The sequence below is a fragment of the Flavobacterium ginsengiterrae genome, assembly GCF_039539785.1.
GTDB classification, from domain to species: Bacteria; Bacteroidota; Bacteroidia; order Flavobacteriales; family Flavobacteriaceae; genus Flavobacterium; species Flavobacterium ginsengiterrae.
In genome coordinates, this window is record NZ_BAABDU010000003.1 from 851158 (window position 1) to 874306 (window position 23149).

Annotated in this window: 25 protein-coding genes; 4 read left to right on the forward strand and 21 right to left on the reverse strand. The window is 34.7% G+C overall.

Annotated features, from left to right (window positions below; genetic code table 11):
* Positions 1 to 5 precede the first annotated feature (5 nt).
* The 13 genes from nuoK to aspS all read right to left on the reverse strand — a co-directional run bounded on the left by nuoK (position 6) and on the right by aspS (position 11095).
* Positions 6 to 326, reverse strand: a complete 321-nt coding sequence (gene nuoK / locus ABD859_RS06555) for an NADH-quinone oxidoreductase subunit NuoK (RefSeq protein WP_012023318.1) — start codon at positions 324 to 326, stop codon at positions 6 to 8.
* Entirely contained in the window at positions 326 to 865 is a 540-nt protein-coding gene (locus tag ABD859_RS06560; protein ID WP_345141882.1) for an NADH-quinone oxidoreductase subunit J family protein, read from the reverse strand. The genes nuoK and ABD859_RS06560 overlap by 1 nt, the downstream gene beginning before the upstream one ends.
* On the reverse strand, positions 865 to 1410 hold the full coding sequence (locus ABD859_RS06565; RefSeq protein ID WP_345141885.1) for a NuoI/complex I 23 kDa subunit family protein: 546 nt from the start codon (positions 1408 to 1410) through the stop codon (positions 865 to 867). The genes ABD859_RS06560 and ABD859_RS06565 overlap by 1 nt, the downstream gene beginning before the upstream one ends.
* A gap of 83 nt (positions 1411 to 1493) precedes the next feature.
* Positions 1494 to 2546, reverse strand: coding sequence for an NADH-quinone oxidoreductase subunit NuoH (gene nuoH, locus ABD859_RS06570; protein WP_345141887.1), 1053 nt, complete (start codon positions 2544 to 2546; stop codon positions 1494 to 1496).
* Between the two features lie 6 nt (positions 2547 to 2552).
* A complete protein-coding gene (locus ABD859_RS06575; RefSeq protein WP_345141889.1) occupies positions 2553 to 3581 on the reverse strand; it encodes an NADH-quinone oxidoreductase subunit G in 1029 nt (342 codons plus the stop codon).
* A 93-nt stretch (positions 3582 to 3674) separates the two neighbouring features.
* Positions 3675 to 5045 carry an NADH-quinone oxidoreductase subunit NuoF gene (gene nuoF, locus ABD859_RS06580; RefSeq protein WP_109191391.1) on the reverse strand — a complete coding sequence of 457 codons (1371 nt, stop codon included), beginning with the start codon at positions 5043 to 5045 and terminating at the stop codon, positions 3675 to 3677.
* A 1-nt stretch (position 5046) separates the two neighbouring features.
* Entirely contained in the window at positions 5047 to 5577 is a 531-nt protein-coding gene (locus tag ABD859_RS06585; protein WP_345141894.1) for a complex I 24 kDa subunit family protein, read from the reverse strand.
* A gap of 181 nt (positions 5578 to 5758) precedes the next feature.
* Positions 5759 to 6997 (reverse strand): NADH-quinone oxidoreductase subunit D, encoded by a 1239-nt coding sequence (locus tag ABD859_RS06590; protein WP_345141897.1) that lies wholly within the window; start codon positions 6995 to 6997, stop codon positions 5759 to 5761.
* Between the two features lie 18 nt (positions 6998 to 7015).
* Positions 7016 to 7537, reverse strand: a complete 522-nt coding sequence (locus ABD859_RS06595; RefSeq protein ID WP_345141900.1) for an NADH-quinone oxidoreductase subunit C — start codon at positions 7535 to 7537, stop codon at positions 7016 to 7018.
* 1 nt (position 7538) lies between these two features.
* Positions 7539 to 8087 (reverse strand): NADH-quinone oxidoreductase subunit B, encoded by a 549-nt coding sequence (locus ABD859_RS06600; protein ID WP_012023327.1) that lies wholly within the window; start codon positions 8085 to 8087, stop codon positions 7539 to 7541.
* A gap of 149 nt (positions 8088 to 8236) precedes the next feature.
* Positions 8237 to 8602 (reverse strand): NADH-quinone oxidoreductase subunit A, encoded by a 366-nt coding sequence (locus ABD859_RS06605; RefSeq protein ID WP_345141904.1) that lies wholly within the window; start codon positions 8600 to 8602, stop codon positions 8237 to 8239.
* A 242-nt stretch (positions 8603 to 8844) separates the two neighbouring features.
* The gene (locus tag ABD859_RS06610) at positions 8845 to 9039 is read right to left on the reverse strand and encodes a cold-shock protein (protein WP_007137066.1); all 195 of its coding nucleotides are present in this window, start codon (positions 9037 to 9039) and stop codon (positions 8845 to 8847) included.
* 304 nt (positions 9040 to 9343) lie between these two features.
* Positions 9344 to 11095: an aspartate--tRNA ligase gene (gene aspS / locus ABD859_RS06615; RefSeq protein WP_345141906.1), complete on the reverse strand. Its 1752-nt coding sequence runs from the start codon at positions 11093 to 11095 to the stop codon at positions 9344 to 9346.
* A 156-nt stretch (positions 11096 to 11251) separates the two neighbouring features.
* On the opposite strand from aspS, the gene ABD859_RS06620 reads away from it, so the two are divergent.
* Both ABD859_RS06620 and ABD859_RS06625 read left to right on the forward strand, forming a co-directional pair.
* Positions 11252 to 12247 (forward strand): TlpA family protein disulfide reductase, encoded by a 996-nt coding sequence (locus ABD859_RS06620; protein ID WP_345141908.1) that lies wholly within the window; start codon positions 11252 to 11254, stop codon positions 12245 to 12247.
* A 211-nt stretch (positions 12248 to 12458) separates the two neighbouring features.
* Positions 12459 to 12806 carry a toxin-antitoxin system YwqK family antitoxin gene (locus ABD859_RS06625; protein ID WP_345141911.1) on the forward strand — a complete coding sequence of 116 codons (348 nt, stop codon included), beginning with the start codon at positions 12459 to 12461 and terminating at the stop codon, positions 12804 to 12806.
* Positions 12807 to 12859: 53 nt separating this feature from the next.
* Here ABD859_RS06625 and ABD859_RS06630 read toward each other — a convergent pair whose 3' ends face one another.
* From ABD859_RS06630 to ABD859_RS06655, 6 genes are all read right to left on the reverse strand, one after another.
* Complete coding sequence (locus ABD859_RS06630; protein ID WP_345141914.1) at positions 12860 to 13969, reverse strand: PepSY-associated TM helix domain-containing protein; 1110 nt, start codon at positions 13967 to 13969, stop codon at positions 12860 to 12862.
* A 63-nt stretch (positions 13970 to 14032) separates the two neighbouring features.
* Positions 14033 to 15583 carry a PepSY-associated TM helix domain-containing protein gene (locus ABD859_RS06635; RefSeq protein ID WP_345141917.1) on the reverse strand — a complete coding sequence of 517 codons (1551 nt, stop codon included), beginning with the start codon at positions 15581 to 15583 and terminating at the stop codon, positions 14033 to 14035.
* Positions 15584 to 15588: 5 nt separating this feature from the next.
* Entirely contained in the window at positions 15589 to 15888 is a 300-nt protein-coding gene (locus ABD859_RS06640; RefSeq protein WP_345141920.1) for a hypothetical protein, read from the reverse strand.
* A gap of 14 nt (positions 15889 to 15902) precedes the next feature.
* Complete coding sequence (locus tag ABD859_RS06645) at positions 15903 to 16235, reverse strand: hypothetical protein (RefSeq protein ID WP_345141923.1); 333 nt, start codon at positions 16233 to 16235, stop codon at positions 15903 to 15905.
* Between the two features lie 229 nt (positions 16236 to 16464).
* Complete coding sequence (gene odhB / locus ABD859_RS06650) at positions 16465 to 17709, reverse strand: 2-oxoglutarate dehydrogenase complex dihydrolipoyllysine-residue succinyltransferase (protein WP_345143880.1); 1245 nt, start codon at positions 17707 to 17709, stop codon at positions 16465 to 16467.
* A 74-nt stretch (positions 17710 to 17783) separates the two neighbouring features.
* Complete coding sequence (locus ABD859_RS06655) at positions 17784 to 20558, reverse strand: 2-oxoglutarate dehydrogenase E1 component (RefSeq protein ID WP_345141926.1); 2775 nt, start codon at positions 20556 to 20558, stop codon at positions 17784 to 17786.
* Between the two features lie 116 nt (positions 20559 to 20674).
* On the opposite strand from ABD859_RS06655, the gene ABD859_RS06660 reads away from it, so the two are divergent.
* Positions 20675 to 21226: a hypothetical protein gene (locus ABD859_RS06660; protein WP_345141929.1), complete on the forward strand. Its 552-nt coding sequence runs from the start codon at positions 20675 to 20677 to the stop codon at positions 21224 to 21226.
* 17 nt (positions 21227 to 21243) lie between these two features.
* The gene (locus ABD859_RS06665; protein ID WP_345141932.1) at positions 21244 to 21657 is read left to right on the forward strand and encodes a hypothetical protein; all 414 of its coding nucleotides are present in this window, start codon (positions 21244 to 21246) and stop codon (positions 21655 to 21657) included.
* 20 nt (positions 21658 to 21677) lie between these two features.
* Here the strand turns inward: ABD859_RS06665 and ABD859_RS06670 are convergent, their stop codons facing one another.
* Both ABD859_RS06670 and ABD859_RS06675 read right to left on the reverse strand, forming a co-directional pair.
* Entirely contained in the window at positions 21678 to 22031 is a 354-nt protein-coding gene (locus ABD859_RS06670; protein ID WP_345141935.1) for a hypothetical protein, read from the reverse strand.
* A gap of 41 nt (positions 22032 to 22072) precedes the next feature.
* Positions 22073 to 23098, reverse strand: coding sequence for a LacI family DNA-binding transcriptional regulator (locus ABD859_RS06675; protein WP_345141937.1), 1026 nt, complete (start codon positions 23096 to 23098; stop codon positions 22073 to 22075).
* Positions 23099 to 23149 lie beyond the last annotated feature (51 nt).

Below are 23149 nucleotides of genomic sequence, written 5' to 3' on the forward strand. Positions count from 1 at the left end.
TCTTTTTATCCTTTTAAATTTTTTAAGTTATCGATACTAATTGAGCCAATGTTTCTGAAAATAGAAACCAGAATCGCTAATCCAACTGCAACTTCTGCGGCGGCAACAGCCATCGAGAAGAATACAAATACCTGTCCTTGCGCATCCTGATGATAAGTTGAAAAAGCAACGAATAAAAGGTTTACTGCATTTAACATGATCTCGATTGACATAAAAACGATGATAGAATTTCGTCTGTATAACACACCAAAAACACCAATACAAAAAAGTACAACGCTTAAAAAGATGTAATTTTCAATACCTATTTGATTTAATATATTACCCATTACTTATTTAATTTTTCTTTTTTAGACAATAATACAGTTCCAATCATTGCTACTAAAAGTAAGATCGAAGCAAATTCAAACGGCACCATATATTCGTTTAATAATATTTTACCCAATACTTCAATAGACTGGAAATCTTCTCCTGTTGAATCATAATCTCCCACTATTGGTTTAGAATTAATGAAGATTGCAATTAAAACAATAACAATTAAACAGAAAGATACAATAGCTCCTAAACGTGTAATTCTTGGTCGGTGAACGTCCTTTTGTTCGTTTAGGTTCATAAGCATAATCGTAAACAGGAACAAAATCATGATTGCTCCAGAGTAAACAATAATATGTACGACAGCTAAAAATTGAGAATTCAATAATAAATAATGACCGGCAATTGAGAAGAAACAAATCACTAAATAAATTGCTGAGTGAATTGGGTTTCTACTAAAAATAGTCAGGAAAGCAGTGATTACTGTAATAAACGCTAAAATACAAAATATCACTCCTACAGGAGTTGCGTTTGCAAAATCTGGAATGTGTATCATTAGTTAGCGTTATTAAGTTGAGTATTTTTAATTGCCATTTCTAAAGGCATCACTAATTTGTCTTTTCCAAAAATGAAATCTTCTCTGTCATAATTAGCAGGAACTAACACTTTTGATGTTGTCAAATAGATCGCATCTTTCGGGCATGCTTCTTCACACAATCCGCAGAAAATACAACGCAGCATGTTAATCTCATAGATTTCAGCATACTTTTCTTCTCTGTATAAATGTTTTTCGTCTGGTTTGCGTTCTGCAGCTTTCATTGTAATGGCTTCTGCAGGACAAGACAAAGCACATAATCCGCAGGCAGTACAGTTTTCACGGCCTTGCTCATCACGTTTCAGCATGTGCTGACCACGGTAAACAGGGCTCATTTCACGAACCTGCTCTGGATAGTGAATGGTAATTTTTTTTCTAAAAAGGTGTTTAAGCGTAATTGCCAAACCTTTTACAATCGCCACAAGATACAATCGCTCAATAAAAGTCATCTCCTTGTTAGAGACCACCTTTTTTCTACCCGATAATGATATAGTTTCTATTGACATTTTTACTATTATAGTTTATGATTCAAAATTTGATGAATCAATTTCAAATCTATTTTGTTTTTATTTTCTCTGAATTACAGTTCTTAGAATCCTAAAGCTGCTGCGATATCGTGTCTTAAGATAACAGCACCTGTAATCATGATATTAATAATCGAAAGCGGAATTAAAATTCTCCAGCCCAAGTTCATTAACTGGTCATATCTAAATCTTGGAATCGTCCAGCGAACCCACATGTAAAAGAATATGAAGAAACATATTTTTACAAACAATACTGCAATTCCTAATAAGTTAGCGGTATTTACACCAACGTTATTTACCATCCATTCCATTCCAGGATAATTGTATCCACCAAAAAATAAAACAGAGATAATAGTAGAAGAGATAAACATACTTGCGTATTCAGCAAATAAATAGAATCCCATTTTCATTGATGAATATTCCGTATGATAACCTCCAATTAATTCGTTTTCACATTCTGCTAAGTCAAAAGGTGTTCTGTTAGTTTCTGCGAAAGAACAAATTAAGAAGATTAAGAATGATAATGGCTGATAGAAAACATTCCAGTTCATTCCTTGCTGCTGTAATGAGATTTCTTTTAAGCTCATTGTTCCAGTCATCATCAATAATGCGATCATTGACAATCCCATTGCAATTTCATAAGAAACCATCTGCGATGCGGCACGAACAGCTCCCATTAATGAGAATTTGTTGTTAGAAGCCCATCCACCAATCATGATTCCGTAAACTCCAACAGAAAGAACTCCAAAAATGTATAATAAAGCAATATTAACATCTGTTGCCTGAAGAATTATGTCTTTTCCAAAAAGATGTAATCTGTCTCCCCACGGAATTACAGCACTTGTCATTAAAGCTGTACTCATGGCAATAGCCGGACCTACAACGAATAAAAATCTATTTGGTGTATTTGGAAAAAATTCTTCTTTAGAAAATAATTTCATACCATCAGCAAGCGGTTGTAATAAACCTCCCCATCCGGCACGGTTTGGACCAACACGATCCTGAAGGAAAGCAGCAACTTTACGTTCTGCCCAAGTAGAATACATTGCCATAATCATTGTTACCGCAAAAACGACAACAATAACAACACTCTTTTCTATAATAAATGCACTTTCCATTTCTTACTATTTTTTATCTTTATCAGTTAATGGAATTGCTGCCATACTAATTTTTTTACGGTCAATATCACGGCCTAAAAGAATGTTCTTTTCAGTATCGATAGTTACTTTCTCTAGTTTTTGAGTGTAATTGTTTTGGTTGATTACAGAATCTTTTTCAAATTCTCTAGGACCTTCAATAACCCAGTCATTCACATTTTTGTGATCAAAACGACAGCTGTTGCAGATGAATTCTTCTACTTCATGATACTCGTCTTTACGACCAGTTACACGCTGAATTTCACCACCAAACATCCAAACAGTAGTTTTACCGCAACATCCTGGAGTTGTACATTCTCTGTGTGCGTTATAAGGTTTGTTAAACCAAACTCTTGATTTAAAACGGAAAGTTTTATCTGTTAAAGCTCCTACCGGACAAACGTCAATCATGTTTCCAGAAAACTCATTGTCGATTGCTTTAGAAATTCCGGTAGAAATATTAGCGTGGTCACCACGGTCTAATACTCCGTGAACTCGGTTGTCTGTTAATTGATCTGCAACTTGTACACATCTTTGGCATAAAATACAACGGTTCATATGCAGTTGAATATTTGGACCAATATCTTCTGGTTCAAATGTTCTTTTTTCTTCAATATAACGTGATTTTGGGTTTCCGTGTTCAAAACTTAAATTTTGAAGATCACATTCACCAGCCTGATCACAGATAGGGCAGTCTAATGGGTGGTTGATTAATAAAAATTCTGTTACAGATTTACGGGCTTCCATAACTCTGGCAGAAGATTTACTGTTAACTTCCATACCGTCCATACATCCTGTTACACAAGATGCCATTAGTTTTGGCATTGGTCTTGGGTCAGCTTCGCTTCCTTTCGAAACTTCGACTAAACAACAACGGCATTTTCCGCCGCTGCCTTTTAATTTTGAGTAATAGCACATGGCTGGAGGAACCAAATCTCCGCCAATCATACGTGCAGCCTGAAGGATTGTTGTTCCTGGCTCTACGTCTATACTTTGACCGTCTATCGTTACTTTCATCTCTATATGATTTGAATGTTGAAAGTCGAAATATTGAAAAGAATTGCTGTCCTTTTTAACATTATGAACTTTATAACTTTCTGCTTTTTATTATTATACGATTACTTTACCGCCAACTAAATGCTTAACTTGTGAAAAAGGTTCAGCAACAAAGTGATCTCTGTTTTTAATTTTTTCAGGGAAACGAACGTGATATTCAAATTCATCTCTAAAGTGACGTATTGCTGCAGCCACAGGCCAAGAAGCGGCGTCACCTAGCGGACAAATTGTGTTTCCTTCAATTTTACTTTGAATGCTCCACAATAATTCGATATCTTCTTCACGACCTTGGCCGTTTTCGATTCTCCATAAGATTTTTTCTAACCATCCTGTTCCTTCACGACATGGTGTACATTGTCCGCAAGATTCGTGGTGGTAAAAACGAGCAAAGTTCCAAGTGTTTCTTACAACACAAGCCGTATCGTTGTAAACTATAAATCCTCCAGAACCTAACATAGATCCGGTTGCAAAACCACCGTCACTAAGAGATTCGTAAGTCATTAAACGATCTTCACCATTTGCTGTTTTGAAAATCAATTCAGCTGGTAAAATTGGCACAGAAGAACCTCCTGGTACAAATGCTTTCAAAGGTCGGCTTGAAGACATTCCTCCTAAATACTCATCAGAATTCATGAATTCGTCTACACTTAAACCTAATTCAATTTCGTAAACACCAGGATTTTTAATGTGTCCAGAAGCAGAAATTAATTTAGTTCCCGTAGAACGTCCAATACCAATTTTAGCATAATCATCACCAGAATTGTTTACAATCCAAGGCACCGTTGCAATAGTTTCTACATTGTTAACTACTGTTGGGTTTGCCCAAAGACCAGAAACTGCAGGGAAAGGCGGTTTAATACGAGGATTTCCTCTTTTTCCTTCTAATGATTCAATTAATGCTGTTTCTTCTCCACAGATATATGCTCCAGCTCCACAGTGTACGTGAAGTTCTAAATCATAACCTGATCCTAATATATTTTTTCCTAACCATCCCGCAGCTTTTGCTTCGGCGATTGCTCTTTCTAAAATTTTGAAAACCCACATATATTCTCCACGAATGTAGATATACGAAAGGTTAGCGCCTAGAGCGTAGCTGGAAGTAATCATTCCTTCGATCAATAAGTGAGGAATATATTCCATCAAAAATCGGTCTTTGAATGTTCCCGGCTCAGATTCGTCGGCATTACAAACTAAGTGTCTTGGTCTTCCTGATTTTTTGTCAATAAAGCTCCATTTCATTCCAGCAGGGAAACCTGCACCACCACGTCCGCGAAGACCTGATTTTTTTACTTCTTCAGTAACTTCGTCCGGAGTTAGTGTTTTTAAAGCTTTTTCTACAGATGCATAACCGCCGTTTTGACGATATACTTCGTAGGTTTTAATTCCAGGAATATTGATTTTATCTAATAATATTTTTTGTGACATCTTATTTATCGTGTAATATTATTTTATCATCTCTACAATCAGCAATAATCTGATCGATTTTCTCTTCTGTCAATTTCTCTTTGTAGAAATCACCTAACTGCATCATCGGAGCGTATCCGCAGGCGCCTAAACATTCTACACCAGCAATGGTAAACATTCCGTCTGGAGTTGTTTCACCCATTTTAATGCCTAATTTTTCAGAAGTATAATCCATTATATTTTCGGCACCATTTAAACAACAACAAGACGTCTGGCAAAACTCAAACATATATTTCCCAATAGGCTTTTGGTTGAACATGGTATAAAAAGTTACCACTTCATAAACCTCAATTGGTTTTATCTGAAGAATCTCAGCAACTTTGTCCTGCAGTTCAATGCTGAGCCAGTTGTTGTGCGCATCCTGTACTTCGTGCAGAACAGGCAGTAAAGCTGATTTTTGTTTGCCTTCCGGATAATGACTGATTAATTCATTGATACGAGCGATCAATGCCTCAGTCATGTTTATTTCTTGTTTGTAATGTTTACGTTCCATTTTTTATTTTAGATTTTAGATTTTAGATTTTAGATTTTTTAAATCTTTGTCCTCATCTATATTCTTCAATCCTTAATTCTAAGTTTTAGATTCTTCAATCTTTATTTGTGGAGAGATTTATAAATCTAAATTCTAAAATCTGCAAAGCAATCTAAAATCTAAATTCTAAAATCTACAATTTTTACGCGTCTAATTCTCCCGCAATTACATTTAAACTTGATAAAATAATAATTGCATCAGAAAGTAATGCTCCTTTAATCATTTCAGGGAATGCCTGATAGTAAATAAAACAAGGTCTTCTGAAATGTAATCTGTATGGAGTTCTGCTTCCGTCTGTGCTTAAATAGAAACCAAGTTCTCCGTTTCCTCCTTCAACTGCATGGTAAATCTCTGAAACCGGAACCGGAACTTCACCCATAACAATTTTAAAGTGGTAGATTAAAGATTCCATTGAGTTATATACATCTTCTTTTGGAGGAAGGTAATAATCAGGAACTTCTGCATGATATTCGTTTCCTTCCGGCATTTTTTCTAATGCCTGACGAATAATGCTTAAACTTTCCCAAACTTCGGCATTACGAACACAGAAACGATCGTAAGTATCTCCTGATTTTCCAACTGGAACAATAAAATCGAAATCTTCGTAAGATGAGTAAGGATGTGCCACACGAACGTCGTAATCAACTCCGGCCGCACGTAAGTTTGGTCCTGTAAATCCGTAAGCCATTGCTTTTTCGGCAGTGATTCCACCTACGTTTACAGTTCTGTCAAGGAAAATTCTGTTTCTTTCGAATAAGTTTTCGAATTCTTTCCAAGCTGGTGGGAATTCTTCAAGGAATTTGTCTAGTTTTCTAAAAGCTTCTGGAGACCAGTCTCTTTCAAAACCACCAATTCTTCCCATATTTGTAGTTAAACGAGCTCCACAAATTTCTTCGTAGATTTCGTAAATTTTTTCTCTAAATTGAAAAACGTATAAGAAACCAGTATACGCACCTGTATCTACCCCTAAGATTGAGTTACAGATAATGTGGTCTGTAATACGAGCCAGCTCCATTACGATAACTCTTAAATATTGCGCTCTTTTTGGAACTTCAATACCTAATAGTTTTTCTAATGTCATCCACCATCCCATATTATTGATAGGAGATGAACAATAGTTCATACGGTCTGTAAGAGGTGTAATTTGATAGAAGGGACGATTTTCGGCGATTTTTTCAAAAGCTCTGTGAATGTAACCAATAGTTGGTTCAGCTTCTAAAATTCTTTCACCATCCATCAATAAGATATTTTGGAAAATACCGTGAGTAGCAGGGTGAGTTGGACCTAAATTAAGAACCGAAAGCTCGCTTCCGTCTTCATTGTGTCGCTCCTTAATTATTTTAGCATAACGATGCTCTGGTGGTAGTAATAGTTCTGACATTTTATAATGTTGAATTATTTAGCAATTTGATACTGTTCTTCCGAAGAATCTGTCGTCTTTGTCAGTTCTTCCGCTGTCTTCCATTGGGAATTCTTTTCTCATTGGGAAAGACACCATTTCATCCATATTTAAAATACGTTTCAATTGTGGGTGACCGATAAAATCGATTCCGTAGAAATCGTATGTCTCTCTTTCCATCCAGTTTGAACTCAAGAAAATATTTGAAATAGTTTTAATTTCAGGTTTTTCTCCGTTTAGATAAACTTTGATTCTGATACGTTTGTTTTCAAACCAGTTATGTAAGTGGTAAACAACTGCAAACTGACGTTCTGATTCATTGTCTGGGTAATGAATACCGCATAAATCTGTTAAAAAGTGAAATTGCAGTTCAGGATCATTTTTTAAGAATAGAATTAATGCTGTAATTTTATCAGCAGAAGCTTCTAAAGTAAAAATATCTCTTTCTTCGTGAAAGTTGAAAACATCATTATTAAATGTCTCCGTAAGTTTATTTTGAATCTGGGTATTTTCTAAAGCCATCTTATGAAATATTATAGGAAGCTAATAATTCCTGGTATTCTGGTGAGCTTCTGCGTCTAACAGATTCGCTTTTTACCAACTCTTGTAATCTCATTACTCCATCAACAATTTGTTCTGGTCTAGGAGGGCATCCAGGAACGTAAACGTCTACCGGAATAACTTTATCAATTCCCTGAAGAACTGAGTAAGTGTCGAAAACACCACCTGAAGAAGCACAGGCTCCTACAGCAATTACCCAGCGTGGTTCAGACATTTGTTCGTAAACTTGTCTTAAAATCGGCGCCATTTTTTTAGAAATAGTTCCCATTACAAGTAACATATCTGCCTGACGAGGAGAGAAACTTACACGCTCAGAACCAAATCGTGCTAAATCGTAATGTGCCGCCATTGTTGCCATAAACTCAATTCCGCAGCAAGAAGTTGCAAATGGTAAAGGCCAAAGAGAATTCGCGCGTGCCAAACCTACTACATCATTTAGTTTTGTAGCGAAGAAACCTTCGCCAGTAAGACCTTCTGGAGGAGACACCATATTTACTTTTGAATCGCTCATTTTTATTTTAGATTTCTGATTTTAGATTTTAGATTTTTGAAATCGTAAAAAGTAAAATCAATTTTTTAAATCAGTTTAATTTTAATTTCAAGTTTTAAATCGCAGCAATTAGATAAATCTAAAATTAACAATCTAAAATCTAAAATTTCTTATTCCCACTCTAATGCTTTCTTTTTGATAATGTAAAAGAATCCAACTAAAAGCAATGACATAAAAACAATCATCTTTAACATTCCTTCTACGCCAAGATCTTTAAAGTTTATTGCCCAAGGGTAAAGGAAAATAACCTCTACATCAAAAAGCACAAACAAGATCGCTACAAGGAAATATTTTACAGAAAAAGGAATACGGGCATTACCAACAGATTCGATACCGCACTCAAAGTTTTTATCTTTAACTTCTGAGTTTCTTTTTGGGCCTAATTTTCCAGAAATAATGATTGTTCCTACCACAAAACCAACAGCCAGAATAAGCTGCATTAAGATAGGAATGTAACTGTATTGATCAGATTGCATAAGCTTAACTTTTTTACTTAAAGAATAAGCCACAAAGATAACTTTCAACGACGTAAATACAAACTAAAGGGGGAGATAAGTAGTAGATGAAACCGTGTTTATATGTAATTTTTATTGATTATAAATAACATTCGGTTTTTTTAATATTTTTTTAAGAAATGGGCAAAAAAAAACGTCTCGAAATTAATCGAAACGTTTTTAAAACCATTCAGAGGCAAAAAAAATAAATTGCTATATTTTTCTTAGATTACTGCTACTTTAGCAGCAACTTTCCCTTTTCTTCCTTCTTCTTCTTCATAGCTTACACGGTCACCTTCGCGTAATTCTTCCGCGTTAATTCCTGAAGCGTGAACGAAGATGTCCTTTCCTGTTTCTTCGTCTGTAATGAATCCATAACCTTTAGATTCATTGAAAAATTTTACTGTACCTGTACGCATTGTAATTGTAATAATAATTTATAATGAAACAAATGTAATATTTAAATTCATACAAAAGACATATACCTGTTAAAATTTTGTAAAAATTATTGATTTACAGTGTTTTTACGTGGTTTATTGCGTCAATTTGTTTATAAAACACCAATATTTGAGAATCATTAATTGTAAGAATATAAAAAAGAGCCAGTTGTAAGAATTTGATAAATCAAAAAAAACTGTTTTAGGATTATTTTTACAGATTTCAATAAAATAAAAAAGCAGCTGAAAGATATCAGCTGCTTTTTTAATATTTCAATTCTATGAATTATATAGAGTCAACTTTAATATGTAATTCTTTTAATTGTGCGTCATCAATTGCTGCCGGAGCATCAATCATAACATCACGTCCAGAATTATTTTTAGGGAAAGCAATAAAATCTCTAATTGTTTCCTGTCCGCCAAGAATTGCAACAAGTCTGTCAAGACCAAAAGCAAGACCTCCGTGTGGCGGCGCTCCAAATTGGAAAGCATCCATTAAGAAACCAAATTGTGCTTTTGCTTCTTCTTCGGTAAATCCTAAATATTTAAACATTAACTGTTGTGTAGCCTTGTCATGAATACGAATAGATCCACCGCCAATTTCGTTTCCGTTTAAAACCATATCGTATGCATTGGCACGAACTTTTCCTGGTTCTGTTTCTAACAAAGCCATATCTTCTGGTTTTGGAGAAGTAAATGGGTGGTGCATAGCGTGGTAACGACCGCTTTCTTCGTCAAGTTCTAGTAAAGGGAAATCTACAACCCAAAGAGGTGCAAATTCCTCAGGATTACGTAATCCTAAACGAGTAGCTAATTCCATACGTAAAGCAGAAAGCTGCGCACGAGTTTTGTTTGCCGGACCAGAAAGTACAAAAATCATATCGCCAGGATTTGCTTCTGTAGCTTTTGCCCATTTTGCCAAATCGTCGTTGTCATAGAATTTATCTACAGATGATTTGTATGTTCCGTCTTCGTTGCATTTTACGTAAACCATTCCAGATGCACCAACCTGAGGACGTTTAACCCAGTCAATCAATCCGTCGATTTCTTTACGAGTGTAATTTCCAGCTCCGGGAACAGCGATTCCCACAACTAATTCTGCTGCATTAAATACAGGAAATTCTTTGTGTTGTGCAAATTCGTTTAATTCTCCAAACTTCATTCCGAAACGAATGTCCGGTTTGTCATTTCCGTATGTTTTCATAGCATAGTCGTAAGTAATTCTTGGGAATTTCTCTACTTCAATGCCTTTAATTTCTTTTAGTAAATGTCTTGTCAATCCTTCAAAAACATTTAAAATATCTTCTTGCTCAACAAATGCCATTTCGCAGTCAATTTGAGTAAACTCAGGCTGACGGTCTGCACGTAAATCTTCGTCACGGAAACATTTCACGATTTGGAAATATTTATCCATACCTCCAACCATCAAAAGCTGTTTGAAAGTCTGCGGAGATTGTGGTAAAGCATAAAACTGTCCTTCGTTCATACGGCTTGGCACGACGAAATCTCTCGCTCCTTCTGGAGTAGATTTAATTAAATAAGGAGTTTCAACTTCGCAGAAATCTAAATCAGAAAGATATTTACGCACTTCCATTGCCACTTTGTGACGGAATAATAAACTGTTTTTTACCGGATTTCTACGAATGTCCAGGTAACGGTATTTCATTCTGATATCTTCTCCGCCGTCAGTTTCGTCTTCAATTGTAAATGGAGGAGTAAGAGCAGTGTTTAAAATTGTTAATTCAGAAACTAAAATTTCGATTTCACCCGTTGGAATATTTTTGTTTTTAGCTTCACGCTCAATAACAGTTCCTTTTACCTGAATTACAAATTCTCTTCCTAGAGTTTTAGCCAATTCAAAAACGGTTTTATCGGTACGGCTTTCGTCGAAAATAAGTTGTGTAATTCCATAACGGTCGCGTAAATCGACCCAATTCATAAATCCTTTATCACGTGATTTTTGAACCCAGCCCGCAAGTGTAACTTCGGTATTAATATTTGAAGCGTTTAATTCGCCGCAATTATGACTTCTATACATAATCTCAATTTTAGACTGCAAAAGTAAATACAAAATTCAAGATAATATAGTAAAGTGATAAACTTGATGTATATAATTTTAAATATTTTGTTAATTCTGAAATTTCAAAGCCGTTATTTCTTTAGATTTGAATCACTAAAAACAAACTTTAATAGTATGAAAAAACTTTTTGTTACGGGTCTGTTGATTTTTAGCGCCTTGAATGTTATAGGTCAAGCCAAAAATCAAATAAAATTTACAGCTAAAATTGAGAATAGAAACAGCGATACTTTAGTAATTAAAGGAAGAAATAATTTTAAGCAAGTAATTCCAATTGATAAAAACGGAGTTTTTGCAGCTTCATTTGAAGCTCCAAAAGGATTTTATATGTTTTCTGATGGTGTAGAATCTTCTAATATTTATTTAAAACCAGATTCTGAAATTAACTTAACAATGAACGCCAAAGAATTTGACGAAACTATTGTTTATAAGGGTAAAGGTGTAAATGAAAGCAACTTTTTGGCGCAGCAGGCCTTAAAAGATGAAAAGTTCCAAAATGAAGCTTTTGCTAAAGAATCTGCCGAGTTTGCGACGCTTTTAGAAACAAAGAAAAAAACAGATTTAGAAAGCCTTGAAAAAGGAGATTATGATCCAGAATTTAAAACGGGTCTAAAAATGAGTTTCGAAAGTTTTAACCAATATGCGGCTCAGGAATATGAAAGAACTTCAAAAGCCAGAAAAATGATTGGAAAAGCTTCGCCTCAATTTGATTACGAAAATTTTAAAGGAGGAAAAACAAAGCTTTCTGATTTAAAAGGAAAATATATTTATATTGATCTTTGGGCAACGTGGTGCGCACCTTGCAGAGCTGAAATTCCTTATTTACAAAAGATTGAAGAAAAATATCACGGAAAAAATATTGAGTTTGTGAGTATTTCTATTGATAAAGCAAAGGATAATGCTAAATGGAAAAAATTTGTAACCGATAAAAATCTTGGCGGTGTTCAGTTGTTTGCAGATAAAGACTGGGAATCAGAATTTGTTGTTAATTACGGCGTTACCGGAATTCCTAGATTTATTTTAATTGACCCGAAAGGAAATATTTTAAATTCTGATGCGGAAAGACCTTCTTCGCCAGAGCTCCAAAAGCAATTAGATACATTATTGAATTAAATTATTTACGAAAATTGAAAACGATATCGTAGATTGTATTTTTTATCAAAATATCAGTAAAACCAGTGCCTGAGCGCTGGTTTTTTTGTTTTAGGAAAATTTCCAATGTTAAGTTTTTACTCAATGTTACCAAATTGTTAAGCAAAAGTTTTTTTAATGTAAACAATTAACTATATTTGATAATGATTTCTTAACATTAATACCTAAAGATATGAAAAAGAGTGTAATTTTAGCAGCGGTATTGTTCTCTGGAATATTAGCTGCACAAGAAGTAAAACCTGAATTAGAAGCTGTTGGAAACAAAGTAAAAGCTACTTATTATTATGAAAATGGAAATGTACAGCAGGAAGGCTTTTTTAAGGATGGTAAATTAGATGGTGTTTGGGTATCTTATGACGAAAAAGGAAATAAAAAAGCTGTTGGAGAATACACAAACGGAATTAAAACCGGAAATTGGATTTATTTTAATGAAAAGAATTTAAGTGAAGTTGCTTATGTTGACAATAAAGTTGCTTCAGTTAAAAGTTTACAGAAAAATGCTTTAGCAAACAGAAACTAACTAAGTTTCGACAATTATAAAAAAACCGTCCCAATACTTTGGGGCGGTTTTTTTTATTTCTTCTTTTTAGATTTATTTCTTCTTCCAAACCAAATTATAAAACCGGTTACGGGAAGTGCAGACGCTAGAAGACTAACTGTAAAAGCAATAACTTTTCCGGGTAAATCTAAAACTTGTCCTGTATGAATGCCGTAATTCATTTCGACAACCTGCAGTCCTAATGATTTTTCATCAAAAGTCTGGCTCTCGATTAATTTTCCGTCATAAGGATGAAAGTAATAATTACTCTGCTGATCAAATCGAAGTGTATGCGGATAAGCACCTGTGCTTACAATGTCGCCTTTTTGCTGCGGTATCATTACAAAAAACATTTCGGCTTTTGGCTGTAGTTTCATGGTTTGCACAAAAGCTTTGTCAACTGCGGTAATTGAGTTTGTTTTAAATGTTGTAGTGTCGATTACGGGTGTTTTTGTTTCGGCAGCTTTATCTCCTCCAAAATTAAAAGTCTTGTAAATGCCGTCGCCAACCCATTCATATGTAAAAGTTAAACCCGTTATTGCCAGAATAATTGCAATTAAAGCAATATAAAATCCAGAGGTGTTGTGCCAGTCATAATTTACGCGACGCCATTTAGCATTCCACTTAATGGTAAAACTTCTTTTAATATCACTTTTACGCTTTGGCCACCATTGAATAATTCCTGAAATCAGAAGCAGAATAAAGATTATGGTTGCCCCGCCAATAATATGTTTTCCTATATAATCAGGAAGGAGTAAATACAAATGAATGTATTCGACTATAATGAAAAAATCAGTTTCGGGATTTTCGGTTTTTAGATATTGTCCGGAATATGGATTAAAGTATAGGTATAAATTTTCGGTGTCTGAATACGTATAAACAATTGCCGAACGTTTTTTGCCATAATAAGCAACCATGCTGACTTTGTTCTTTGGAACAATTTCTTTTGCTTTTTCTTCTAATACAGATGGCGGAAGAAAAGCTTTATTTTGAGGTTCGACCAAACGCCATTCTTTGCGGGTAATGTCTTTTATTTCGTCGTGAAAACAAAATATACATCCGGTAATACACACAATAAAAACAATAAGCCCGGAAATTAATCCGAGCCATTTATGCAGGAAACGTATTTTTGTTTTGAAGCTCATTCTTGATAAAAAGCGTAAAAGTATACGCAAAATCAATAGAGGGCAAATTATTTAAGCTAATTTTTAAGAAACCGCTTTTTTAGGTTTTAAATGATAAGCCGTATAAAGTGATATTGATGCCAGGAAAATCCAGAATACATCAATAAAGAAAATCTGAATTTTGTTGTGCATAAAAGAGGTCCAAAACCAATCTCCGGAAACAATTCCGTTTGTAATTGGAATTAGAAAACCTAAAATACTTCCAGAAATCAAACAGAATTTATTGGTAAAACCATCATTTTTTTTAATGATAAAAAATATCGTCAGCAAAAGCCATCCGCCAAAATAAAGGGCAAACAAATTCGATTTACTTAAAGGATAGAATATTTTTGAGCCAATAAAAGCAAGTGCTGTAATGGGATACATACTCAAACAAATAGCCAGATAAATACGAACAACAGCAGCGTTGAAACGTCTTTTCTTTTCAGGCAGATTATTTTTTTGTCTTGCCACAAGCCAAATCATAACTCCGGAAATAATAACAAAACAAGTAATTATTCCTAAAACGAAACTTACGATTTTTAGAGCATAACCACCGTAATCTCCAAAATGAATTCTGTATAGAACATTTTTTACAACATCCAGATATCCATTTTGAGTTACCGGATTTTTGCGTGCAATTTCTTTTCCGTCAGCAACACGATAAACAACTTTTCCAATTCCGGTAAATCTTTGATGACTTGGCAGTTCGCCTTCAATTAAAAGGTGCATATTTATATCGCCATAATTTTGAATAATAACACGCGTGATTTCGAAATCAGACCAGTTGCTTTTTGCTTTATTTACCAACTGATTTACATCAAATGGATCAGCCAGTTTTTTATATTCAAATTTATAATCGGTATCATTATATTCTAATTCTTTGTAAAGTTTATCCTGATCGCCTTTGTATAACGCCATAACCGCTGGAGCTACAATTAAAAGTTTAATCATGAAAAATGCTCCGGTTACTGCATAAACAAACTGAAAAGGAAGTCCAATCATTCCTAACGCAGTGTGTGCATCTGTCCATAACGTTTTTAATTTTTCCTTCGGGCGGAAAACATAAAAGTTAGAAACGATTTTTTTCCAATGCAATAAAAGCCCTGTAATGATAGCAAACAGGAAAAATAAAGCTGTAAATCCGGAAAGGTAATATCCGGCAGGATAAGGAATTTGTGCTAAAAAGTGCAGACGGTATAAAAGTTCACCTAAAGAATAGGATTCTTCATAGGTGTAAGATTTAAAATTTTTATTGTCAAGGTAAAAAAAAGATCCTTCTTTTTGTTTTTTTGGAGCCAAAGTATCTCTGGAACCTTCCATGTAAACGGCAACTCTGTTTTCGACAGATGGTTTTGATATGGTTATGTTTCTTCCGTGTAAAACGTATTTTTTGTCAAGATTTTCTAAAGCTGCATTGTAGTCTAATTGAATTTCTCTTGTAACGGCAGTAGATTCACTTCTTTCCCAATTGATAATTTCATCTCTAAAAAAAGAAAAGGATCCAGCAAAGAAAATCACAAAAAGGACAACGCTGATAACTATACCGCTGACAGTATGTGTATGAAAATAAATATTGTAATGACGGTTATTCATAAGTATTACGCGGTAGGATTATAGTTTTGACCAAGATAAATAAGAAGTGAAAAAAACAGAGTCAGCAAAATATAGATACCCCAGACTTTCCATCCGCTTTTTGCCAGAAATGCAAGAATCATTAAAACCACCCACAAAATAAATCCCGTAAAAGCAGTCGTTATTAATACTTCCGGGCGGCTAAACCATGAAGCTAAAGCTAAATGAAAAGAGACAGAAACGAAGTAACCGCCTAAAATAGCTGCAGTAATCTTGGAAAAACGAGGCCAGAAAGATGGATTTAAATATTTTGGATTTGCCGGCATTGGTCAAATATGATTTAGTTATAATAAAATTCTAATAAGGCAGTAATTACAAAAAGTGCCAGAAGTGCTTTATTGCTTACTTTTTTTAATGGCATAAGAATGATTATTAAACTTCCAATTGTCATTAGCTGAATAAAAAACATCAAGGTGCCTGAACCTAAAGATTGTGTAGAAAGCCACATAGCATAGGCTGTTAAAAGCAAAATTAATCCGGTAATTTTGGTTTGTTTTGGATTTTGTTTCATCCATTTTTCAAAACCTAAATCATACGATAAAACCGCTCTTTTTGAAGTATAATATAAGGTGTAAAAAGCTAAAAAGACGATAAGGCTGGCAATTGTAATCATAATTTTAGAATTTAGAAGCTTGTTGTTTGGAATTATTTTAGATAGTGCAAATGTATACTTTGAACTCAAACAAAACAAGTTGTTCTTATTTATTCTAAATAAATAATTTAAAAAAATCAGCAGATATTTTTTTTAAAACCAGAATGGTAAATATTTTCTTAGTTTTAAAAATAAAAAAACCTGTCCAAATAAATGAACAGGTTTGTGTATGTATAGAAAATTATTTTGATTACAATTCTAAAGCACGTTTAGCATCGCCATTCATTAATAATTCAACTGGGTTTTCTAAAGCTTCTTTAACAGCCACTAAGAAACCAACAGACTCACGTCCGTCAATGATTCTGTGGTCATAAGAAAGAGCAACGTACATCATTGGGTGAATTTCAACTTTTCCGTTTACTGCAATAGGACGCTCGATGATGTTGTGCATTCCTAAGATTCCAGATTGTGGAGGGTTGATAATTGGAGTAGATAACATACTTCCAAAAACACCACCGTTAGTGATTGTGAAAGTTCCTCCAGTCATATCGTCAACTGTAATTTGACCGTCACGAGCTCTTAAAGCCAATCTTTTGATTTCAGCTTCAATTCCACGGAAAGTTAACAATTCAGCATTACGAACAACAGGAACCATCAAACCTTTTGGTCCAGAAACTGCGATAGAGATATCAGCAAAATCGTAAGCGATTTTGTAATCACCATCCATCATAGAGTTAACATCTGGATATAATTGTAAAGCTCTTGTAACTGCTTTTGTAAAGAATGACATAAATCCTAAACCTAATCCGCCATGTTTTGCTTTGAAAGCATCTTTGTATTCGTTACGGATTTGGTTGATTGGCGTCATGTTTACTTCGTTGAAAGTAGTCAACATCGCTGTTTCGTTTTTAGCAGAAACTAATCTTTCAGCTACTTTACGACGTAACATAGATAATTTAGTACGCTCAGTTCCACGGCTTCCACCAGTTGGAGTTCCCATAGACGGTACTGCATTTACAGCATCATCTTTAGTAATTCTACCACCTTTACCAGTTCCAGAAACTGATGCAGGAGCAATATTTTTCTCGTCTAAAATTTTTCTTGCTGCTGGAGATGGAGTTCCTGCTGCATAACTTGTAGCTGCCGGAGCTGCTTTTGGTGCTTCAGTTTTCGGTGCTTCTGCCTTTGGAGCCTCCGCTTTTGGCGCTTCTGCTTTAGGAGCTTCAGCTGCTGGAGCAGATCCTCCTGCTGGTTTAGCAGCATCTGTATCGATTAAACAAACTACAGCGCCTACTGCTACTGTATCGCCTTCTTCAGCTTTTAGTGTAATTACACCGCTCATTTCAGCAGGCAATTCAAGAGTAGCTTTATCTGAATCAACTTCAGCAATAGCCTGATCTTTTTCTACATAATCACCGTCTTTTACTAACCAAGTTGCAATTTCAACTTCTTTTATTGATTCCCCTGGTGATGGGACTTTCATTTCTAAAATCATCTTGTTTTTGTTTAAGGTTTTTATGGTTTCAATCCCGATAGCTATCGGGATTGAAACTTGAAACATATTTTTAATTATCTAAATAAATTTTTATCGAATACCATTCTAATAGCATCAGCATGACGGCGTTTTGCACGTGTATAACTTCCTGATGCTGGAGCAGAATATGCTTTTAACGAAGCTAATCTCCATTTGATGAAATCAAAGTTCATTAACATAAAGCTGTAAGCTCCCATGTTTTTAGGCTCTTCTTGCGCCCAAACATAATCATCTGCATTTGGATATTTTGCAATGATTTCTTTGATTTGTTCTGCTGGGAAAGGGAATAATTGCTCGATACGAACAACTGCAACATCATTTCTTCCGTTGTTTTCTCTTTCAGCAACAATATCGTAATAGAATTTACCTGTACAGAAAACTAAAGTTTTAACTTTCTTTTTATCTACAGTATTGTCGTCAATTGTTTCTTGGAAACTTCCTGTTGCGATTTCTTCAACTGTTGATACACATCTTGGATCACGCAATAAACTTTTTGGAGAGAAAACTACCAAAGGTTTACGGAAATTCGTTTTCATTTGTCTTCTCAATAAGTGGAAGAAGTTTGCCGGCGTTGTACAATCTGCAACATACATATTATGTCTTGCGCAAAGTTGTAAGTAACGCTCCATTCTTGCAGAAGAGTGCTCAGCACCTTGACCTTCATATCCATGAGGCAATAACATCACGATACCATTTTGGTTGTTCCATTTATCTTCTCCACAAGAAATATACTGGTCAATCATAATTTGAGCTCCGTTAGAGAAATCTCCAAATTGTGCTTCCCAGATTGTCAAGGCTTTTGGATTTGCTAAAGCATATCCGTAATCAAAACCTAGAACACCATATTCAGATAAAAGAGAGTTGAATACTCCAAATTTACCTTTTTTGTTTTCGATTGCGTCTAATAAAATTACTTCTTCTTCAGAATCTTCAACTTTTACAACTGCATGACGGTGAGAGAAAGTTCCTCTTTCTACGTCCTGACCAGAAATACGAACATCAAATCCTTCTGTTAAAAGTGAGCCGTAAGCCAGAGCTTCTGCAGTTCCCCAATCAACAGTATTGTTATCATAACCTGCTTTTCTGTCAGATACAATTTTAGTGATTTTGTTGATGAATTTTTTGTCTTCTGGTAAAGTTGAGATTGTATTGATGATAGAATCCAATCCTTTTTTGTCAAAAGTTGTATCTACTTTTTGAAGCATTTGTGTATCAGTAACCTGAACAAATCCTTCCCATTCGTTTTTCATGAATGGAGTAATGATAGTCAAATCTTTTTTACGAGAAGCTTCTAAGTTTTCTTCAAGTCTAGATTTGTATTCTTTTTCTAAACCGTTAACATAAGAAGCATCGATTACGCCGTCAGAAAGTAATTTCTCAGCATAAATGTCTCTTGGGTTTTTGTGTTTAGCAATGATTTTATATAAAACTGGCTGCGTAAAACGAGGTTCGTCACCTTCGTTGTGTCCGTATTTTCTATATCCTAAAAGGTCAATAAATACGTCACGTCCAAATTGCATTCTGTAATCTAATGCAAAAGATACAGCATGTACAACAGCTTCAGCATCATCAGCATTTACGTGTAATACTGGTGAAAGCGTCACTTTTGCAACGTCTGTACAATATGTAGAAGAACGAGCATCCAAATAGTTTGTTGTAAATCCAACCTGGTTGTTGATTACAATGTGGATAGTTCCTCCAGTTTTGTAACCGTCAAGCTGTGCCATCTGAATGATTTCGTAAAGAATACCTTGTCCTGCAATTGCAGCATCACCGTGAACAGCGATTGGTAAAACTTTAGAGAAATCGTCAGCATAATATTTATCTTGTTTTGCTCTGGTAATACCTTCAATAACAGCTCCAACAGTTTCTAAGTGAGAAGGGTTTGGCGCTAAATTGATATTGATGCTTTTTCCAGTTCTTGTTTTTTTGTCGGCAGTAAGACCTAAGTGGTATTTTACGTCACCATCAAAATATTCCTGATCGTAATCTTTACCGTCAAACTCACCAAAAATATCCTGAGTAGATTTTCCGAAGATGTTTGCTAAAACGTTCAAACGACCACGGTGAGCCATTCCCATTACGAATTGTTCAACACCTTTTTCTGCAGCTTGCTCAATTAAAGCATCAAGAGCCGGGATGATTGATTCTCCACCTTCTAATGAGAAACGTTTTTGACCCACATATTTAGTATGAAGGAAGTTTTCAAAAGATACAGCTTCGTTAAGTTTATTTAAGATTGTTTTCTTTTCTTCTGTAGAGAAATTAGGCTGGTTAACATTTACAGCCAATTTATCCTGAATCCATTTTACAACGCCAGGATTTCTAATATACATATATTCAATACCAATATGCTGACAGTAAATTGCTTTAAGACGATTTACAATTGCTTCAAGAGAAGAAGGCGTCATTCCTATTGTTTGTGCAGCATCAAAAACAGTATTAAGATCTGCTGAAGATAATCCGAAGTTTTCAATATCCAAAGTTGGAGAAGAAGTTCTACGGTCACGAACAGGATTTGTTTTCGTGAATAAATGCCCGCGCGTACGGTATCCGTCAATTAATTTAAGAACGCTGAATTCTTTTTTTAGTTTTTCTGAAACCTGACTATAATCTGTGTTGTCGCTAGTCACGTACTCAACGATCGTTTGCACAGGGTTTTCGTCGTTATAAGTCGTTTGTCCAAAGTCAAAACCTTGAAAGAAACTTCTCCAGCTAGGCTCTACGCTGTCTGGGTTTACTAAATATTGATCGTATAATTGTGCAAAAAACTCGGTATGCGCTGCGTTTAAAAATGAAAACCTATCCATAATATGAGTGAATATACTTTTTGTTATATAGAAAGGCAAAAGTACAACAATCACATTTATTTAAATCTTTTTTTTACGTACTTTTACGTAAAAATTTGTTAAAATAAACGTTAACTATGAATAAAATTCAATTTTCAATCGATTGCAAATATTATTTTGTGATTTTGACAGTCTTATTCTCAAGTTATTCTATTGCACAACAAAAATATGTCATAGACAACAGCAATCATTTTTGGGATAAAGTTCAGTTTGGAGGTGGTTTAGGACTGGGTATTGGCTCAGGATATACCGATATCTCAGTTATGCCAAGTGCAATTTATAATGTTAACGAAATTTTTGCTGCCGGAGTTGGTTTGCAATTTGGCTATTTATCATCTAAAAACTATTATGAATCCTATGTTTACGGAGGTAGTTTAATCGCACTCGTAAACCCAATTAGAGAAGTTCAGTTATCTGCAGAACTAGAGCAGGTAAGGGTTGATACAAGATATGATGCTAATATCAACAGGCCGGCTTTTTCTGATAGTTATTGGAATACAGCCTTGTATCTTGGAGCCGGTTACAGAACCGGAAACGTTACAATTGGCGCCCGATACGATGTTTTATACGATCCTGATAAAAGTCTGTATGGCTCTGGATTTATGCCTTTCGTGAGAGTATATTTCTAAGTTTCTTAAATGTTTTTATGATGATGATAGAGCCAAAATTTAGGTGCGGCACAAGAGAAGCAATAAATAAGCTGGCAACAGAATTAAATATGCCTTTTGATGAATGGATGCAGGATTGGCCTTATGAAGTTGCCAATTCAGAAGAAATTGAAAAGTACATTAGCCATTATCGAAAAGTAACAGACGATGATGAAAAATTCGTTCTAATGCAGGCTATTATACAAGCTGCCGAAGATCAAAAGCAACAAGAACAATTTTTGAAATATTGGTTAATTGTACAAGAATTATTAAAACAAGACTTTCAGATTCATGAATATACAATTTACTATTGGTCTTGTTTTGATACTCAAGATATACAGGATTGTTTTAAAATAAGTGTTTTTATGAGAGACCTTTTTGTTAATCAAAAAGAAAAAACCTTAGAAGCTTAGCATCTTAGTATCTCAGAAACTTATTTGTAATAATTTCGAAACCAAACCTTCTGCCATTCTCTTTTTAGAATCAAAAAGGCAACTTGCTCAGCAAGAATTACCAAATCAGAACCGTCTAGACTTTTGATTTCGTTTTCTGGAACATCAATAATGTAAAGCAGGTTTAAATATTCAGCAAATTTGTACTGAATCATGCGGTAGATTTTTTCGTGCAGCTGAATTTTTAATTCATTTGGCGAAATACTTAACGGGAAATCGATGCCTTCATTTGCCAGATTAAAATCTTTATTAATCTGCTCAATCAAGCTTAAATATAAATTTTCTTTTTCGGCATCAGCCAATAAAAAATCGGTATTTTCAGGAATCGGAAACATTGATGCTTTTTAAGAATTTGCGCAAAGTTAAAACTAAAAAATCATTTAACAGTCGATTCTCGTTCTATGATTCTCGTTGGAAGTTCTATAATTTGATGTTCTACTTTTCTGTTTTCTTTTATATCGGCAATTTCATCAATTAAAATAGAAACTGCCGTGTGCCCCATTTCAAATCCGGGCTGGTCAATTGTCGTTAATTTAGGCGAAATTACGGTACTCATAAACCAGTTGCTAAAACCAAAAACCGCTACCTGATCGGGCGTTTTTATTCCCGCTTCATTAAAATATTTAATAATACCAATGGCAACCAAATCGGTAATGGCAAAAATGGCATCGATATCAGGATGTTCAGTCATGATTTTTTGTGCATTCTCGTAGCCGTCTTCAAAATCGGTATTATTGTCGCACACGTAAACGAGTTTCGAATCATATTCAAATCCGTGAGCTTCCAGCGCTCTTTTATAACCTAAAAAACGGTCAATTGAATTTTGAGGAACATACGAACCTCTAAAATGAGCGATTTTTTTATAACCTTTATTAATAAGGTAAGAAACTGCATCAAAAGCCGCTTTAGCATCATTAATAACCACTTTAGAGCAGTCTACTCGTTTGGCAATTTTATCAAAAAGAACAACCGGAGTATTTTTTCGGATTGCATCATTGATATGTGAGAAATCATCCGTTTCATTAGAAAGAGACATTAAAACGCCGTCAACACGTTTTTGAATTAATAAAGCAAGCTGTTTTTTCTCGAGTTCGTATTTCTCATTCGACTGCAGAATAATAACCAGATAACCTCTTTTTTCGGCTTCTTCTAAAATGCCGTTTAAAACACTCGAAAAAAAGTGATGAACCGTTGCCGGAATAATGACCCCAATAGTTTTTGTTTCGTTGGTTCGAAGATTAACCGCAACAGAATTCGGAGTATAATTCATTGTCTCGGCCATTTCAAGAACCTTAGCACGAGTCGATTTGCTAATGTCTGTATACCCTTTAAGAGCCTTTGAAACAGTCGTAACCGATATTCCTAATGCCGAAGCTATATCTATTAGTTTAGTGTCATTCATAAAATAAATGTACTAAAAAATAAATTTCATAATCTAAAAATAAATTTTCGA